Origin of the sequence: Thalassospira lucentensis (genome assembly GCF_011806425.1) — a bacterium.
GTDB lineage: Bacteria > Pseudomonadota > Alphaproteobacteria > Rhodospirillales > Thalassospiraceae > Thalassospira > Thalassospira lucentensis_B.
Genome location: NZ_JAATOV010000001.1, coordinates 1,063,416 through 1,082,379, shown reverse-complemented (window position 1 = coordinate 1,082,379; position 18,964 = coordinate 1,063,416). Strand labels below are relative to the sequence as shown.

Here is an 18,964-nt window from a genome sequence, read left to right as displayed (position 1 = left end):
GCGCACGGCAATCTATCTGTCTGTGCGCGTCATCAAGAGTATTCTCCTGATGGTCAGACAGACGGAAAAGCCGCGTCAGCCGGCGTTTTTATCGTTTTAAGCCCCAACCGAGAAGCGAGTCCCCGTCTCCCCGCTTTGCGACGGTTTTGTCAGTTTTTTCTGCCAAGGTCATGTTTCCAAAGATCGGTTACACCGTCGCTTTCGCGGCGTCTTTGGGAGGATGCCCGGACCATTGAACGGATTGCGAGTCCTTCATGGGCATCAAGCATAAATAACCGCCACAAAGACGCAAGCTCTACATCCCCGCGGACGTCCATTCTGCTGTTATCATCATTGCCCGCCCATACAACCGTCGTCAGATCGGACGTAAACCCGGCAAACCAAGCATCAGATCCACCGCCCGCGACCGTGCCATACCCGGCAAAGGGGCGGTCCAAGCGCAATTGCGGATCGGTGACGCTGGCAAAAAGAACGTAAGACCCTTGGATCGCCTCGTCGGTCAGTTTCTTTTCTTGTTCCGGATCAACGCGCTGGTACAAAACTTCAGGATCTGGCGCATTGCTGCTGTAAAGCACGGTATTGATGATCGTGATTTGGGCTGGCTTGCCTGAATTGTGCGGCAAGGTATGAAGCGCGCCAACACCTGCCAACGTCACCGGATCAAGGCCAACGACAGTGCGAATATCGGTCGAAAGTGGGCTTTTAATCCCGATGTCATGCAAATATTGACGAACATTGAGCAACCCGAACTGATCGGCAAGGGTTGTTGGCACGGTATTCACGTCACGCACGAATGCCTCGCGCAGTGAAATCTGCCCTTTATATTCATGGTCCGGATTAACTGGCCGCCAACCAGCCACCGCCATGCGGTTATCGCGCACCCATTGGGCGGGATCGCTATTTTCATTTAAGGCATAGTAATAGGTACCGATCTTGACCATCCGGCCGGGAAGCTGTGGTACTTCGAGCGCGCGGTTGCGCTGGAACGGGGAGTAATCCGCCCCGCCAATCATTGCGCGAATACGGCCATCGTGGCTCATGGATAGCAACGCGACCTCGTTCGCCCCGCGGGGTTTAAGACGCAAATTGGCAACTTGTGGGACAATGTCCTGGGCGAGTTTTTGCACCTTAAGATCGATGCTTGTCACCACATCAATGTCGCGGCTGCTATAGCCCACGATATCGGCAACTTCTTTAAGCACCATATCGATCAGATAGCCCGACACGATCCGTTCTTGGTATTGAACGTTCAGCTTTGGCTCCAGCAAGGCCAGGGCCGAGACCCTGTTACTTTCCATAAACTTGTACTGGGCAAGTTTTGACAGAATATCGTTGGCTTCTTGGGCGGTTTTACGCGGATGAAGCATCGGATCAAAGGCAACAGGGTCGCTAATGGCTGCGGCTAGCACAGCCGCCTGATGCAAAGTCACCCGTTCAATCGGGCCGCCATACCAAATGCGCGATGCCGCCGAAATGCCAAAGATGCCGCGCCCGACATAGCTGCGTTCCAAGTAACTGCGCAGGATTGTCTTTTTGCTGAATTTCATTTCCAGCCATAGGGCGACAATGAATTCCTGTAAATGCCGACCGGCACTGCTGGATTTTGTGCGGAAGAAGCTGCGCGCGACCTTCATCGTGATGGTCGAACCCGCCCCCGGGCTGCCCGAAAAGATGCGGGCAAAATCACTGCCCGATACGCCCGAATGATTATAAAAATTCGGGTCGGCCGCGGCGACAAATACGTTCTGAACCCGTTCGGGGATCGTGGTCAGGGAAACGTCCTGACTATAATGGCCTTCGACGGTTTCCAGCACCGCACCGTCATAGGCCAGAATACGGATTTCCGGGCTTCTGATCATGTTGCGGCTAAGATCGAGGTTCGTCTGAATGGAATACATCATTCCAATGACCGAACCGATGGTCAGGATCAAGAACCCGCCGATCAAGATCATACGCCGACGCCTTACGCGTTTCCGTATGATCCGCATCTCGCGTTCAGCTATTTTCTGCATCGCTGAATCGGCTGCGGATCTCCCGCCGCCTGTTTGCGCTTCGTCTTCGTCGGCCACACCAGAATCCCGTAAGTTGCTCGTCGTGTTATATTGTTATTCATCAGTAAAGCGACAAGCGGTTAAGAAAATACTTTGATGGCGCAATAATCATACAAAGGTATGGACTTTCCCGCCGCGCAAAATTTCTGATTGAGTAATCAGCGCCGAATTTTGCTTGCCTGATGAAGGTTCTGTCCGCAATAAGATAGGCAGGGTCGGCGATGGCGTCGCCAACGCAGCATGCGTTCCCAACATCACCCATACATATCCTGAACGCCGGGATCTTGCTTTGTCGTTGCCATGACAGGGGGAGGTCACATCCCCTTTAAGGCCGCGCCTAAAAGAGGGATTTAGCGAATGGATCGTCCTGAATTTTACCGTTTTCACCAAGGGGATCGCGTTCTGCCGTTTGACGCGGCGGAATATGAAACTCGTCTTGGCAAGCTGCGTGCCATTATGGACGCGCGGGGCATAGATGCATGTGTCTTCACCTCGATGCACAACATCGCCTATTATTCCGGCTTTCTATATTGCGCTTTCGGTCGGCCATATGCGTTGGTGGTCACCGCAGACGCAAACGTCACGATCAGTGCCGGGATCGACGCCGCCCAACCGTGGCGCCGGTCATATGGAAACAACATTACCTATACCGACTGGCAGCGTCACAATTACTGGCGCGCGGTGCGGTCCGTGACGGGCACCGGCAAAGTCATTGGCCTTGAAGGTGACCACCTGACCCTTGCGCAAAAGGCGTTATTCGATGAATTCCTAGCCCCCTCCAGCAGTGTTGACATCACCGCCGACACTATGCGCCAGCGCATGCACAAATCAGCTGCCGAAATCGCCCTAATCCGAAGCGGGGCGCAAGTTGCCGATGTGGGCGGCTATGCCATTCGTGATGCCATCAAAGAAGGTGCGCGTGAGATTGATATCGCCATGGCCGGACGTGACGCGATGGAACGCGAAATCGCCGCGCGCTTCCCCGATGCAGAATATCGCGATACGTGGGTATGGTTTCAGTCGGGTATCAATACCGATGGCGCACACAATCCGGTGACGGCGCGCAAACTTATGCGGGGCGATATCTTGTCGCTGAATACCTTTCCGATGATTTCAGGATATTACACAGCGCTTGAGCGCACCTTATTTCTGGGCGAGGTGGATGATGCCAGCCTCAATATCTGGCAAGCCAATGTGGGTGCGCATGAATACGGGATATCGCTGCTTAAACCCGGCGTGTCTTGTGCGGCTGTGACCGAAAAGATCAATGCGTATTTTGCGGAACGCGACCTTTTGCAATATCGCACCTTTGGCTATGGCCACAGCTTTGGCGTGCTGTCGCATTATTATGGCCGCGAAGCCGGGCTTGAGCTGCGCGAAGATATCGACACCGTGCTTGAACCGGGCATGGTGATCAGTATGGAACCGATGCTGACCATTGCCGAAGGAAAACCCGGTGCTGGCGGATATCGCGAACACGACATTCTGGTCATCACCGAAGACGGCAATGAAAACATCACCGGCTATCCATATGGGCCGGAATTTAACGTGATCGGTTAATCCCGGTTAACGCTATAGCCATAAAAAACGGGCCTGCATTTGCGGGCCCGTTTTTGGAATAACGAAGCATCGGACAGGGAGTCGAGACGGGGAAAACCGAGGGCAGCCAATCTAGTCACTGTGGATTGGCACCAAACCCCGTTTCCTTTGCCCGGCTCAGGCTAACCGTTGCTAAATCATAACTTGGTGGCATCTGACCAAGGGCCTCAGGCCTGACATCTGCCAGTCTTGGCTGTTTTCTATCCTTGTCGGAAACAACCGCTTGCTGGCCATGAAGTTGCCACTCAATGCCAAGATCGGGATCATCCCAAGCAATGCCACGATCATGTTCCGGGCTGTAATAGTTCGATGCCTTGTACATGACATGAGTATCGGGTTGCAGGGTTTTAAAACCGTGCGCAAAGCCATCCGGAATCCAGAGCTGATACCAGTTTTCCGCACTCAGCTCGATCTTGATATGCTCGCCAAAAGTTGCGGAACGCGGGCGAATGTCGACTGCGACATCTAGGATGGCACCCTGTGTCACGCGGATCAGCTTGCCTTGGGCATAGGGGCTGGTTTGGAAATGGAGGCCGCGAATGGTGTTGATCGGCACGCTGATCGACTGGTTTTCCTGCACCAGATCAATCTCGCCAACCACCTCGCAAAAATCGTCATGGCGAAATGTTTCGGCAAAAACACCACGCTTATCCCGGTGTCGGTTGGGGACAAACAAAACCGGACCTTCGATATCAAACGCATCAAATTCGACAGGCATTGTGTTTACTCCTTGATCGAGATCGGAACACGGATCAGTTGGCGCGAGACACGCCAGCGATCCTTGTAGGGTTTCGGGACAAGTCGGACGAAAAGGAGGCTGGCAGCATCATCAACCGTTCCAAACAAGCGGTCTGCGCTGTCTTCGTCTATGATCGATGGATAGGCCGAAAAGGGCTCGCCTTTGGCCGCATCACGACGGAGCGGCTGACGATAAAGCAGTTTCGGCGCAGACCAGTTTTTCAGATCTGTCGAGGTCGAATAGAAGAAACCGGCGCTATCGGGTTCACCCTTTTTACGGATGCGGTGCTGATAAACCGTGATGAAGCTGTTGGTGGCTTCATGGCGCACCAGACCACGGATCGATGAAACACCCACCGGCCCGACGCGGGCACATTCGGTTTCGCGCGCCGACCAACCCTGATCGGTCAGAGTTGCGGCCATCTCAAAATCCGACCCGTTCCAAACGTCCCATCGTTTGGGATCGTCAATCGGGGCACGCACCAGACAATTGCGCGACTCTTCCCAGTTATCGGCGCGCCGCCAGACAATGGCGTAGTAGTAGTTCTGCCAAGAGGTGATGTTGGTCACGGTCACATAGCTTGGCGCGCGTTTGCGATCATCGCGATATGGCTCGGGCGGCGGAAAGGGTGCGTGATGAGGCGGATTACCCAGATAATCAAAGGTCTTGCCACCATCACTGGATTTCAGCGTCACCAGCCCATTGATCCAGCAATCGGTACGTTTGGTGCGCCCCTTACATGGCATGTCATGGCGATAGGGCATGAAACTGGCACTGCCCAAGGCATAGACATTGCGCCCGTCACGGGTATAGATCGCCTGAAGCCAGGTGCGGTCATCAAGAAGATCCGGTGCCGCTTTGCCCGCCGCCTTAAAGCGACTGTCGCAATCGGGTTTTAGGCTGTTAAAGCCATAGCCAACGAAGGCACGGTTCTGAAAGTTCGGGGCAAAAAGAACCATTTTGCCCTGATCATTGCGAAAAGCACGGGCGGGTGAATCCGGTAGATGATGATTGTCGCAGCCGGTGACATCGCTATCAAAAATAACGGTTTCCGCGCCAGACGCGGTTAAGTCGGCCGCGCGCACATCCGGGTTCCAGCCAAGCATGCCACCAACCGCCAATCCGATCAGGAATGCCGATAGGCCCGTGATGCGTTTTGATACGTGAAGCTTTTGCAAGGTTTCACCTGCCGCCATTAAAATTGAATGAGAAAATGTGGTGCGTGGCGTCACTGGGGGTTCCGCCACGCACCAAACAGCAATGTCACGCCGCGTCTGCGACGTATGGGGTCGGGGAACTGCCCAAGCGGTGCGCCATGCTGTTTTCTTCAAGGAAGTTTTTCAGATCGCCAAAGCGCTTCTGATAGGTCTTTTCGAACAGGTCGAAATCGGCATTGTCCCACGCCTCTTCGAACGAGAATTTGTCCATGTAACGACCATCCACGAACGGTATGCCAAGCGTTCTGACGAACTCACGGGTGCGGGTATCATAGGTGACATAAAGGGCGGGCACTTCGTTGGCCAAGGCCAGCAAATTGCCATGCAGGCGATAGCCGGTCACCGCATCAAGGTTCTGTTCGGCCTGTTCGAAATCGGCGACACTTTCAAACACCGAAAGCGACGATTTATAGAGCTGAAGCAACGGGTCCATCGGACCATAGATCCATTTTTCGGCTGTCAGCTTTTTGACCGCGTCGGCCATGACTGCGGCGTCATTTTCAACCTGTTTGGAGCGCGCGTAATAGATCTGCTTTTCTTCGAGTTCGCCCGCACACAAGATTTCCGTGTCATAGCGTTCGGCAAGGGTTCGCAACATAAAGCGTTGCTGGGTCTGGAAACCATGTGTCTTGCGACGCAGAGTAAACCCAAGCCGTTTGATCGATGATGCATCCACCCGACGCAACTTCAGTTCCGGTTTACAATGACGGAACGCCGTTGGGCAGCCAAAGATGCGGACATTTTTGATCCCGATAGAGTTCAGCGCCTTCTTTGACAAATTGCCGCGCACGCCAATCGATACCGAGCGATCTGCAACCAATTGCAAGAAGCGCTTGGTCGATTCATTGACATACTCGTCGGAATTGTCGGGCACCTGAACACCGATACCAAAGGCCATCACCGGGACCTTGGTTTTTTCAAGAACCGCTGTGATCGGGTCCCATTGGCCGTTGGTGTTGATATAGTTCGATCCGCGCAAAAAGATGTAATCAAGCCGATTGATCTGTTCGATCAGGGTTTCCGAAATATTCCCGTCCGCGGGCACATAGATCGGGAAAATTTCCGAATAGTCGAGAATGCGCAGCGAGGAATCATAGACAAAGCAGTCACCGATATTGGTGAATAACGTCTTTGCCTTTTCCGGATCATTATAGGTGTGGGTGACAACACCAAGATTGCCTTCAAGACGGCCAGCGGGCATCAGCACACCAATGCGGGGCTTACGCCCCCCGGTGGGAAGTTTGGGTTCCATCAGTAATCTCCTGCGGGTTTGGTTCGTGTCATTTTTGACGTTGTTCGAACCTTTGCTCGTGTCTGGAAATGCACGTTGGGATGCGTGCCTAAGCCGCACTTACTTGGCGGACTTTAAGGTTTTGTTCCCAATCAAGGGCATGGCGCACGATGGCATCAAGATCATCATGAACCGGGGACCAGCCAAGTTTTTGGCGAATGCGGTCACCTGCAGCAATCAGGGCTGCCGGATCACCCGGGCGGCGGTCGGACAGTTCGACATCAAAATCGATGCCTGAAACCTTTTTGACCGCGTTGATCACTTCATGAACCGAGAAACCACGACCATAGCCGCAATTCATCACGTCGCTTTCGCCACCGTTTTCGAGATATTCAAGGGCAAGAACATGCGCATTGGCCAGATCAGACACATGAATGTAATCGCGAATGCAGGTGCCATCCGGGGTTTCGTAGTCCTCGCCATAAATGGCCATTTGCGGCCGCACGCCGGTCGCGGTCTGGCAGGCGATCTTGATCAGATGGGTTGCCTTGCGCGATGTCTGACCTGCACGGCCTTTGGGATCTGCCCCGGCAACATTGAAGTAGCGCAGTGCCACATAGCGAAAATCGTGGGCAATGGCGGCATCCTCCAACATCCGTTCCGTCATCATTTTTGAATTGCCGTATGGTGAGATCGGCTTAAGGGTAAAGCTTTCGTCGATCGGGGTGTTTTTGGGTTCGCCATAGACGCCAGCGGTCGAGGAAAAGATGAAATGTTTTACCCCGGCATCAACAGCAGCCTGGGCAAGAGCACGCGAATTGACCGTGTTGTTGCGGTAATATTCCAGCGGATAGATGACCGAGTCCGGAACAATGATCGAACCGGCAAAATGCATGATCGCGGTTACGTTATGTTCGTCGATAACGCCGCGCACCAAATCTTCGTCGCCACAATCACCTTCGACAAACGCCGCCCCGGCGGGCACAGCCCACCGATGCCCCTGACTTAGATCGTCCAGCACGACGACATCGCGTCCGTTATCAAGAAGTGCAAGTGCTGCGTGACTACCGATATACCCTGCGCCACCAGTTACAAGTACCGTCATTGCCGTGTCTCCTTGTTGATGTTGCCCATTTTGGTTCGGGCAGCTTTTGGAAGGCACGGCCGCCCGGCGATCCTGATCCGGAACGCCAGAACGGCCATACCGGGTGGATCAAGCGACCTTTCTTTGAGGCTGCTTTTCAGCTTTCATGACATCGACCATTTTGTGGTCGATGTTGTTTTCCGTCAGGAACTGCTCCATTTCGCGATAGGTCTGGAACCAAGCGCGGTTGAACTTGTCGAACAGATCCTGATTCCAGTAATCCTCAAGCACGAATTCCTTTTCAGAGAACACGTCATAGGACGGGATTTGATAGGTTTCGGCGAACTCGACAGTGCGGCTGTCATAGGTGAAGTAAATCGACGGCACACCATTGGACAGGGCCATCAGGTTGCCGTGCAGACGATAGCCCAGCACGCAATCCTTGGTCCGCACCAGATCCTCGTAATCGGAAACGACATCGGAATAGAACAGTTTCTCGCGATAAAGGCGTTCCATCGTGTCATCAAGATACCAATTCTTGACCCAGTCGTTATTTTTCAGCGCCTGCATGGCTTCTTCTCGCTGAATCTCGCTGCCAAAGACGAGCTTCTTCTCTTCGGGTTCGCCCTGGGCCATCAGGGTCATGTCATCGAACCGACCTGCGAGATGTTTGACCAGATCACGATGGAAGGTGAGATAGCGTTTGATGTCCTGCGCATAGGCCGGTGAAACTTCACGCCGCAGCGTAATGCCGACATTTTTCACGCTATCAAGCGATGGCAATTTGATGCGCATTTCGGGATTGTTTTGCCGGAATGCGGTCGGACAGCCGACAATCCGCACGTTGGTGATGCCAATATCCCAAAGAACTTGTGCGGTATAAGCACCCCGCACCCCGATGGATGTGGTGGAATCGGCCATCATGTGCAGAACTGTTTTGGTCTGTTCGGACAGTTCGATCTTGCCTTTGACCGGGGCCTGCGCCCCGATACCAAAGCCCAGAACCGGCAGCTTAAGGCGTTTAAGAACGTCTATGGTATTGCGCCAGTCCATTTCCGAATGGATGTAGTTCGACCCGCGCAGGAAGACATAGTCATATTCCTCGCGGAGGCGATCGATGTCTTCCATCTTGGGATCGGCAATCGGCAAGACACCGAGCTTGTCATAATTCATCAGTTTAAGAGATGAATCGAAGACAAAGGCGTCGCCGATATTGTGGTAGTGATTGATGCTCTTTTGAACATCCTGGTAGTTGTACCATCGGACGCAGTCGTGGTCGTAGACTTCGCCTGACGGGATCATTACGAGAACGCGCGCCATGTTGTCTCTCCTTGGTTAATCACGTTTTTGTTCTGAATTCATGCCGTGCTTGCCACGGTTTGCGGGCGCGCAGCCTTTGCAGACAGACGGCGCGCTTCCAGAACCTCCCGATACTGCGCGAGATGTTGCTCGGCGCATTCCTGATAGGTCGTTACGCTTGGTAGCCCCTCGCGCATGCGATCCCAGATCTTGTTGTCGCTAAGGACTTCAATCATCCGATCGGCAAGGTCTTCGGCACTTCCAACCCGGAAATGCAGACCATTCACCCCGTCGGTGATTTTTTCGGCCATGCCGCCAATGTTTGAACAAAGCATCGGACGCCCGTGGAAGAAGGCTTCCTGAATGACCACGGGTGAGTTTTCCCACCAGATCGATGGAATGATCGTCCAGTCGGCAAGTTCCATCAGCTTGGGCATTTCCGTGTTTTGATAGGCCCCGTAAAAGCGAACACGTTCACCAGCCTTTTCGATAAGGTCGTGAACCTTGTCCTGATATTCCTTGGGTTGGCGATCAAGGTTACCGCCAAAGATCATCAGCCGCGCATCATCGCCCCAGATTTCATCGGGCACACGCCCGACCGCATCCAGAAGGATATCAGCGCCCTTGAACATCGTGAGCTGCCCGAAAAAGGCAAAGCGCGACCGGCGTGGTTGAGTTTTGGAAAGCGGGCGATCCTTGGCCCGTTCATTGATGTCGAGACCATTTTCGATCACCGACATCTTTTCAGCCTTCATGCCCCAATCAATGAAGCGATTGGCAAGAAATTCACTGGGCGACACATAGTGATCGGCCAGTTCCAGCATCGCCTTGATAAAGCGTTCCCGCCGTAGGAAAGACGCCGGCGAGATATTGGGGAAACAGCCATTGCAATCAATCGGACTTGCCCGGTTGCACAGCTTGGTTCCGCCGCTTTTGATCATCTGCCCGTGATTGTGGCAGATCGTCAAAAACTCGTGGAAGGTAAAGAAAATCGCGGTTTCAGGCAGGGCTTCACGGATGGCATAGATGGTTTCCAGACCAAGCCCGAGATAGTGATGGAAATGCACGACATCGGGTTCGTAATCCGTCACAAAGCGCAGGAAATCCCGATCGATTTCATCGGTGCTGCTGTTCGATAGCAGGAAATGATCATAGTTTTCCGCGTGATAGAGGATTTCATTGTCCTTTTGACGCAAACTCATCAGCGCCGATGCCCCGTGACGCGGGACGGGATTACCGACCCGCGCCATATAGAAGCTTTCGACCCCATCGAGTTTGTTCAACCCTTTGTGCAGGTTGTAGGAGGCCACTTCGGCCCCGCCCAGCGAGATGCTGGGATGGCCGTGCGAAATAACGAGGACGCGTAAATCAGTCGACGGCATTGTTGTGGCTCCGCAAGTTTGAAACGACCAAAGACCAGCGGCGATCGAACGCCCAGCGGTCAAGACGATTGGAAAGTTCCTCCCAGGCAGGGGCTTTGCTTATGGATTGTTCACTGCCCAGTACTTCGACATCGGGGATCCAGTAGGATGGCGTACCGGCCATGCGCAGCTTAAGCGCAAGGTCGAGGCTTTTTTCCCCCGGCCCGATATAGCCACGGGTAAAACCATCGCTGTCCTTGAAGGCCTTGCGCGGTAAAATGCAGCATTCAAACGTGCCGGCACTGACTTCGCTGGGTTGGGCATCGGCAAGTACCGCGCACGGATAGCCGACATAGCGATCCGACAGATATTGCCCGCCATTGGCATCAGCCTTGATCCAGGTTCCGGCCCAACGCACAGAATCATCTTCAAACAGGATTGTCGGTGAAACGAGGGCTTTGTTGCCGCGTTTGGTGTAGGCGGCAAGCAACTGATCAAACCAGCCATCATCGCGCGGCAGGATATGTGCCGACACCAGCCCGACGGTTTCGGAATTGGTGGCATCCACCCCGACTTCAAGCGCATCGCAGAAGTCTTCGATCCCTTCGGCGAAAACGATCCGGGTGTTGAGCTTGTAAAACGCGGCAAGGCGCAAGATTTCGCTGCCAACCTGATCAAAGCTTTCGACCGGCCCGGCAATAACAATCGGCAGATGCCGGGTGGCACTATCAAGGCCCAAAAGGGCAATGGTGACGCCAATATCATTGATCGTGTCATCCACGCCGACCACAAGGGTCACCGGCGCATCTTCGTCAAAGTCGCCGATATCATGGATATCCACCGCATAGGGGCGCTGTGCGGTCATGGCCTGTAACATTGGGCCAAACTGACGTTCGATGCTGTTTGACGCGGTGACCGAACGCGGATCAAGCGACGGCAGAACCCTTGAAAGTGCCTGACGGGCCGAGGCGCGTGTCGGGTTCAGCGGGTAATAGGCCGGAAAGGCATCCGCAATACCGAGTTCAAGATAGGTTGCCTGATCGGATGGCGGGGTCGTTTCCAACGGACAAAATACCAAAAAGCCGTGATTATTCCGGGCCGGATTCATGCCCGAAAACATCGGATCATTGGCAAAAGCATCGGTGACGTCAGCGCGCGATTGCCGCGTCCAATGATCATCGATCCGTACGACTTCGCCACCAACCCGCAGTGATACACCTTCGACCGCGCGGTCAGGATCCAACATCCAGCCCGAAATCAACACACCGCTTCCTTCGATCAGAAGCGAGAAATCAATACCGATGCGGACCGGGCGATCCAATTCGGACACGGTGTCGCGGCCATCAAAACGATGTGCGGCCATTTTAAGATTATGCAGTATTTTTTCCGGTGCGCGCACACGATCCAGAACCGACCGAATATGGGCCGGAACATCGGGCGGCGCGACCAGAACGCGGTGCTGATACACCTCGATTGAGTGCCAGGTATCGCGCCCGCGGAAATAAACCCGTTTGAGTTTTTTCGGATTAATCGGCTTATCGCCCAGCATCAGGCCGGTCACGCCAGATGCCTCGTCGCCAAGGTCATCACGCTGAAAATCGGCACTGGTCAGTTCGGCCAGCATCGGTGTGTCTGCCATGGCAATCACACGGGTGCGCCCGGTGGGGAAGCCGCTTGACCAGCCCTGGATATAAACATCGCCTTCTTCCAGCCCGCCCAGCACTTCGATAAAGCCGTTGCTGCGCGCAGCGCTTTGGATCAGTGCGGCCACCTTGCTGAGCCGTTTTTTATCCGGATCTCCGGCGAGCAAAGCTTCGATCAAACCATCGATTACGGTGGCAAAGGCCGGCCCGGATTGATCGGCGACGGAGGACAGAACGGCTTCAATGCGTTGCTGCCGATTATCGATGCGGTATTCACGCGGTTTGCCCGCCCCCCGGAACAGGGCGGTTTTCAAACGGCGGGCTGAGACATCCTTCATCGGCAGGAGGGCGACAAAGCCATAGGCGTTGTCGGGGTCCGCATCGTGACGACGCCATGAAATGATCGATGCCTGTACTTTGGCGTCAGACTGGCCATTGAGGTAAATATCAATCGTTGCCGGCAGGGCGTTCCCCACCCCGACCATCAAAGCCAGACCCTCGTCGACCAAGGCGGCGACGACGGTTCTGCCATCCAGTGGCATTCCGTGCTGTTCTGTCATGTCCGGGCCTCCTTGTTGTTATCGATGTGTTTCAAAGGGGATGAATGCCTCGTCATGGCGATCACCAGACAAAGGCACCAATTGCCAATCCGGTGGTCACGCCAATCAGGCAGGCCAGAATCAACAACGGGGTTTTGAGATCATTGGTGTGGCGGGCTGTCAGGACTGAAAGCCGTTCGTCAAACCCGCCCAGCGATTTGTCAAAGCGCACCAGAAAGACTTCGAGTTCTTCCACCCGACTTGTGAGTTCTTCCTGACCGTTGCGCACCAGCTTCACACCGGCTTCGATGCCGTCATCGGCCGAGGCAAGTTCGTCCATGCGCTTTGACGCGCTGACCAGGCGTTTGGCGGCTTCGCGCTGCCCGTTTTGCAAAATGTGCTGGGCGGCAAGCAGCCGGTCCAACCGATCAAGGATTTTACCCAGCGGCGCGTTGAGCGCAGTGTGCGCTTCCTGTTCGCTTTGCGACGGGATGCGCAGGATGATTTCATCCTTGGTGCCGGGCATGACGGCACAGACAGACAGATTTTCGACACTGGCAACGGCGGCATCGGGCAATTCGACCTCGAACGCGTGTTTGCCATCGCCGATACCGTTGCGGCGCAGATCGACACGTTCATTTTCAGCCGTCACGCGCAGCAGGGCATGACCGTTCAGGCGCACGACCACCTCGATCCGGGCATCTGGGCTTTGCGGTGACCAGACCCAACCATACAGCCGGTTCTGATCAATGGCATCTACCCGCCCTTCAAGGGTTGGTGCCGGTTGTTCGCCACCCTGCGCACCTGTCGATGCCGGGGCCGGTGTCGGGTTTTCTTCCAGTGTCTGTTTTTCGGCAACAGCCATAGTGGCCTCCTTTTTAACACTCAGGCGGCAACAAAATCAGGGCGAACCATTCGGCGGATCATCGCGAGATATTCCTCGGCAACATCATCGATCCCGGGCGGGGGCCGAACATGGCCGGACAGTTTTTTCCAAAGTTTCGGATTGGTTGCGCAGTCTTTCATGACGCGCGCCAGTTCTGCCGGATCGTCGGGGCGGACATGAATACCGTCATGACCATTGCGCACCATTTCGGCCATGCCGCCGATGGAACTGGTGATCACCGGACGGCCGTGCTGGAAGGCTTCCTGAATGACCAAAGGCGCATTTTCCCACCAGATCGAAGGCACTACGACCCAGTCGACACGCGCCATCAAATCGGGAATATCTTCGTGTTGATAGGCGCCGATATGGTGAACCTGCGGGCCGCTTTGTTCGAACAGGTCGGCAATGCGACTGGTGAACTGATCGGTTTGATAAAGTGCCGCACCATGAATGCGCAGATTGAAATCAACCGCGTCTAGGCCAAGGATCCGCGCGGCTTCAAGCAGGACATCCGCGCCCTTCCACGGGTTGATATTGCCGAAATAGCCAAAGACATTGGGCATTCCGGCAGAGCCGATATCGCGTTTAGGTGCGGACGCAACAGTCGGTCGGCCATTGTGGATTACGGAAATCCTGTCCGGATCGATGCCCCATTCGATATAGCGGTCACGCAGGAATTCACTGGGCGAGATGAAATGATCAACCGCGCGCAGATGGTTGCGCAGATTAACCGCGCGCATCGAATGTTGATCGGGTGTAAAGCCATCAAGCCCGGACAAACGCCCGGTGGCATCGGCTTTGGTATAGCGGGTTTTGGTCCCGCGATGGATCATCAGGCCGTCATTTGGGCAGATCTGATAATAGTCATGCAGGGTCATCACAATCTTGCAATTGGGCAAAACACGACGGATCAGCATCGGCAATTCGATGCCCCACAGGACCAGATGATGAATATGCACAACATCCGGCGCCCAACTTTTCAGAAGACGGGTGAAATCCGGCGCGACCGCATAAAGATCGGTCTGGGACATGTTGAACCGGTCAAAATGCCCGGCCCAGAACAGCATTTCATCACCAGCCTCATTGATGGCCTGAAAGCTTGTGCCCGGGCGGCGTTCACGATGGACATCATTGGTCGCACCGATGAAAAGCGCATCACATTCCGCGCGCTTATAGGCGTGAAACAGATCATGGGCGAAAATTTCAGTCCCACCCGGATGCAGATCAGGGTGATTGTGGGCAAGCACCATTATCCGGGGGTTCATGCGGTCCTCCGAGGTTTCTGGGCAATTAGGAAATCCTGATAATGAGCGGCAGCTTTGCCGCGCCAGGTGCCAAAGCTTTTGGTGTGGATGTCAAACCCGGCATCAATCAACGCGCCATCGAGAAACGCATCGTCGATACCGACAGCCGCCATCGGGTTTTCGCCGCGCAGATGCCAGCAAGGTTGACCTTCGGCCTTTTCAAAATCCTTGAGGCGGGCATCGCGGTCGGGATTTGACGGGTCGTCATCATCACAAATGACAAACGCAGTCAAAAACAGCCGACCGCCCGGGCGCAGCACGCGAAAGACCTCGGAACAATAGGTTTCGATTTCGTCTGGCGGCAGGTGGGTTGCCACCGAGATCATTGCGGTGAAATCGAATGTTCCGTCCTGAAAAGGCAATCGCATGCCGCGCCCGCTAATTTCGCCTTCAGGGTTATAAAGTGCGTTCTTGATGTCGGAGCATTCAAAGCGGAAATTCGGGTAGGCTGGCGTGATGGCGCGTTTGCACCAGTCAATGCCGCCGCGCACCGGATCCATGCCGCGATAGATCGCCTGTTTGGGGTCCAGAAACTGGGTCAGCGGCACGGCAATCCGGCCGATGCCACAGCCGATATCAAGAACATCTTCGGTGGTTTTAAGCCCGCCCATGCGGACAAAATGATCCAGGAACTCCGCCCCGATGGCGCGGTAGTCGCCATCGCCGACAAAGACGTCTTCTTCGGGCGGGATTGGCAGGAAACGGTTGGAGATGACCTGTTGGCACAACCATGTAAGATGGGTATCGGCCATATCAGATGACAGCGGGGATGGGTGGTCGGGCAGTGCAAGAACTTGGCTCATGCCGCTTCTCCGTCAGGGGTTTGGTATGATCGGTCTTGCGGCACACCGTTGGTGTGAATGTCTTCGAGCACATCCGCCCAGCGCACGGCATGCAGCCAGGCGTTATATTGGGAAGCGACCCCGCGCATGTAATCGGCATGTGTCGAGATGGATTTGCGTTCGAAGTGATAGAGGCTGACATCGGGGATGTATTTGATGTCGAAATCGGCCTTCCTAATTTTCAGACAAAGGTCGCTGTCTTCGTAATCGCCAATGACGTAGTCTTCGGTAAAGCCGCCAACCGCCTCAAAGGCATCACGGTGGATCATCATGCAGGCACCGGTGACACCGGGGACCGAACGTTCAATATTGGCATCCCTGAACTGGTCGGGCATGCCTTTGTGATAGTGGTAGTTCAGCCAATTGCCGCTTTCGTTACGGGCAAAATACATGCCTGCATGCTGTATAGAGCCATCTTCAAACAGAAGTTTCGGCCCAACCAGCGCGACCTCGTCAGCACCACCGAGCTTTGAGGCCAATCCCTGTGCCCAGCCCGCTGTATGGGGGATGACATCGGAATTGAGCATTGCCAGATAATGACCACGCGCCTGCCCGGCACCGGCGTTGCACGCCTTGGCATATCCGCCATTGCGCGTCATCACGACCAGACGCATCGGAATGCCATAAAGAATATGCAGACCGCGCAACAGATGTTCGCATTCTTCGGCCTGTTCGGGGGAATCCAGCACAAAGATCAGTTCGCAATATTTCGCGACCCAATCATCACAGGCAAAGGCGCCGACTTGCGCACGCAGGAAGCCAAGAACGCGATAAAGCGGAACAATAATCGACACATCCGGGTTCTGGTGGGGCGTGCCGATATCGATCACCCGGTCAACCTTGACAGATGCCATCAGCTTTTGCTGCAGGTCACCAATCACAGGGGCCAAGCAGTTTTCGATAATGTCGGATGTCAGGTGTTGTGGCGGAACGGCACGCAGGATGCGTGCACGGGCCTCAGCCGGATCAATCGGTTGGGCAGGTGGTACCATCAGATGGCGGTTGCCTGATTTCAGGCGCATCAGACTTCGAGGCTGAAGGATCGGCACCGGGCTTTGGATATCCTGATAAAAGCCGACAAAACCGGTTGCCGGAATGGTCTGACCATCATCCTGTACGTTACCTTGATAACGATAAAATCCGTCGCCAAAGGGATGAGCGATGCCGTTACTGTCAAGAAGGTCGATGCTGGCGATCATATCAACAGGGTCGCGATACCAGCCGCCAATCAAGGTGCCACGCGCGGTCGTGACAGCAAGGTCCACTTCGCCACTGGGAAGCGACCCGCCGCCCGATACGCGCTGACTGGAAAGCGGGCAGCGGAGCTGAAATTCAATTGCCGCTTTGCTGGATTTGATATCGGAGCGGGCAAGCGCGCCAATGATGTATTCGCGCAAATCGGCATCGGATTTTCCCTTGCCTTGCCACCAGCGCGCCAGCGACGGCAGGGTTGAGGTGTCTGGCAGACGGCGAATGGCAAGGGTGCGCACGCCGGTCACAACCAGATAGGCCCCGGTTGTGGTGCTGGGCTGGTCGGCAATCATGTAAGCCAATTGATGGCCGCGCGGCCCGGACTGGCTGATATAGGGAAGCTGTGTCAGGCGCTTGAAGCCCGTCGGTGCGACAATGAATACGGCCTCGATATCGGTAAAGGCATCGGGCAGTGCCGTGGCCAGTAGAATTTTTTCATCGGAAAGCTTTGCAACTGCCTTGGCCGCTTTCGGTCGATCGACAATTTCGGCAACAAGATCAAGAAGGAAACTGTTGTAGCTTCTGGACAACCGCAGACGAAACAGGCTGGCCCACATACCCAAAAGGGTCGAGACCAACGACAGCCGCCCGGCAGGTGTTACGCCGTTTAGAAGCGTTGATGCCGTGGCAAATTCAAAATCGCCATCGGGGTCGATTGTAATCTCGTCCTTGCGACCCAGCGTTCCGGCCTCAGCCAGAAGCGTGATTGGCGCGTCCTTTGGCCGGCGGATGACGCGCAGCAACCGGGTACCGCCCCCATCAAGGGGTAACCGCAACGTAGCCTGCGGCGAAATCGCAGCGCCATCAATGGTTTCAAGCCGGGGAACTTCCCACAAACGGGTGGGTGTATCCCAACTTAACAACAACGTATCAGGGTTCAGCAGGCAAACACCGGGCGCTTCGCCGGTCGTCCGCACTGCATCGGACGAGGCAAATTCAAGCATGACAATCTTTCACTTACTTGAAGTTCAGGACGGGTCGCCCGCAGCGAAAGCTGCGGACGCCGCCAACGGATTACTGGACGCTAAAGAAGCTGTCCGGATTGTCCTGTACGTCTTCGGCATCGACATTGTTGAGGGTTATGGAATCCCCATTGCCAAGGTCAATGACGGTGTTGGCACCGACTTGCGTTGCACGCGCAGCGACGTCATCGGCACTTTCGATGCCGGTGTCGTTGATATTGCTGCTAATGGAAAGCATGTCCTCGCCAGCCTGGAAGTCGAGCACGACGTCGTTGCCGCCGCCGCCCGAGAAGACAAAGGTGTCTGCACCGGAACCACCGGACAGAATATCGTCCCCAGCGCCGCCTTCGAGGACATCATCCCCTGAGCCGCCCAAGAGAACGTCATTGCCCTCGCCGCCCTGGAGAACATCGTTTCCAGAACCACCAAGCATGACATCATCACCGGCACCGCCGAGCATGATATCGTCGCCACCGCCGCCGATCATGACATCATCGCCAGAACCGCCGTCGAGAACGTCGTCGCCTGATCCGCCAAGCATGATATCGTCACCCGATCCACCTGACAGAACGTCTTCGCCAGAGCCACCTGATAGCAGGTCGCTGCCAGCACCTCCGATCAGTGCATCGTCACCCGATCCACCAAACAGAAGATCATCACCTTCGCCACCAGCGGCTACGTCATCGCCTGATCCGCCGAACAAGACATCATCGCCTTCTTCGCCGAACAGCACGTCGTCGTCACCTTGTCCGAAGATTGTATCGTCTCCGCCACGTCCAAAGATGACGTCACTGAAACGAGATCCGAGAAGCGCATCATCAAAGGCGCCGCCTTCGAGAGTTGCCATGTAATCCTCCTTCGTGTCCCAACGTTATTGACATCGCGGGGATGTTTCCCTCGCGAGAGGATGGCCGTTCCCTCTGGACGTTCTGAGTCCCGTGGAAACGGCCACTCAG

14 protein-coding genes are annotated in these 18,964 nt (G+C 55.0%); 1 reads left to right on the top strand and 13 read right to left on the bottom strand.

Going from position 1 to position 18,964, the window contains the following annotated elements:
* Positions 1–149 precede the first annotated feature (149 nt).
* Entirely contained in the window at positions 150–1,952 is a 1,803-nt protein-coding gene (locus tag HCZ99_RS05025; RefSeq protein WP_254869429.1) for a transglycosylase domain-containing protein, read from the bottom strand.
* Between the two features lie 456 nt (positions 1,953–2,408).
* On the opposite strand from HCZ99_RS05025, the gene HCZ99_RS05020 reads away from it, so the two are divergent.
* Positions 2,409–3,611 (top strand): aminopeptidase P family protein, encoded by a 1,203-nt coding sequence (locus tag HCZ99_RS05020; RefSeq protein WP_167445787.1) that lies wholly within the window; start codon positions 2,409–2,411, stop codon positions 3,609–3,611.
* 115 nt (positions 3,612–3,726) lie between these two features.
* Here HCZ99_RS05020 and rfbC read toward each other — a convergent pair whose 3' ends face one another.
* The 12 genes from rfbC to HCZ99_RS04960 form a co-directional block, all read right to left on the bottom strand.
* Positions 3,727–4,368, bottom strand: a complete 642-nt coding sequence (rfbC, locus tag HCZ99_RS05015) for a dTDP-4-dehydrorhamnose 3,5-epimerase (protein WP_167445785.1) — start codon at positions 4,366–4,368, stop codon at positions 3,727–3,729.
* Between the two features lie 5 nt (positions 4,369–4,373).
* The gene (locus HCZ99_RS05010) at positions 4,374–5,621 is read right to left on the bottom strand and encodes a hypothetical protein (RefSeq protein WP_368484228.1); all 1,248 of its coding nucleotides are present in this window, start codon (positions 5,619–5,621) and stop codon (positions 4,374–4,376) included.
* A gap of 31 nt (positions 5,622–5,652) precedes the next feature.
* Entirely contained in the window at positions 5,653–6,858 is a 1,206-nt protein-coding gene (locus HCZ99_RS05005; RefSeq protein WP_167445782.1) for a polysaccharide pyruvyl transferase family protein, read from the bottom strand.
* Between the two features lie 88 nt (positions 6,859–6,946).
* A complete protein-coding gene (gene galE / locus HCZ99_RS05000; protein ID WP_167445780.1) occupies positions 6,947–7,942 on the bottom strand; it encodes a UDP-glucose 4-epimerase GalE in 996 nt (331 codons plus the stop codon).
* Positions 7,943–8,050: 108 nt separating this feature from the next.
* Positions 8,051–9,241: a polysaccharide pyruvyl transferase family protein gene (locus tag HCZ99_RS04995; RefSeq protein WP_167445778.1), complete on the bottom strand. Its 1,191-nt coding sequence runs from the start codon at positions 9,239–9,241 to the stop codon at positions 8,051–8,053.
* Between the two features lie 38 nt (positions 9,242–9,279).
* Positions 9,280–10,602: a glycosyltransferase family 4 protein gene (locus HCZ99_RS04990; protein ID WP_167445776.1), complete on the bottom strand. Its 1,323-nt coding sequence runs from the start codon at positions 10,600–10,602 to the stop codon at positions 9,280–9,282.
* On the bottom strand, positions 10,589–12,784 hold the full coding sequence (locus tag HCZ99_RS04985; RefSeq protein WP_167445774.1) for a hypothetical protein: 2,196 nt from the start codon (positions 12,782–12,784) through the stop codon (positions 10,589–10,591). The genes HCZ99_RS04990 and HCZ99_RS04985 overlap by 14 nt, the downstream gene beginning before the upstream one ends.
* A 61-nt stretch (positions 12,785–12,845) precedes the next feature.
* Positions 12,846–13,628, bottom strand: coding sequence for a hypothetical protein (locus HCZ99_RS04980; RefSeq protein ID WP_167445772.1), 783 nt, complete (start codon positions 13,626–13,628; stop codon positions 12,846–12,848).
* Between the two features lie 20 nt (positions 13,629–13,648).
* A complete protein-coding gene (locus HCZ99_RS04975; protein WP_167445770.1) occupies positions 13,649–14,914 on the bottom strand; it encodes a glycosyltransferase family 4 protein in 1,266 nt (421 codons plus the stop codon).
* Positions 14,911–15,756, bottom strand: coding sequence for a class I SAM-dependent methyltransferase (locus tag HCZ99_RS04970; protein ID WP_167445768.1), 846 nt, complete (start codon positions 15,754–15,756; stop codon positions 14,911–14,913). The genes HCZ99_RS04975 and HCZ99_RS04970 overlap by 4 nt, the downstream gene beginning before the upstream one ends.
* Positions 15,753–17,990: a glycosyltransferase gene (locus HCZ99_RS04965; protein ID WP_167445766.1), complete on the bottom strand. Its 2,238-nt coding sequence runs from the start codon at positions 17,988–17,990 to the stop codon at positions 15,753–15,755. The genes HCZ99_RS04970 and HCZ99_RS04965 overlap by 4 nt, the downstream gene beginning before the upstream one ends.
* 70 nt (positions 17,991–18,060) lie before the next feature.
* Entirely contained in the window at positions 18,061–18,855 is a 795-nt protein-coding gene (locus HCZ99_RS04960) for a calcium-binding protein (protein WP_167445764.1), read from the bottom strand.
* Positions 18,856–18,964 lie beyond the last annotated feature (109 nt).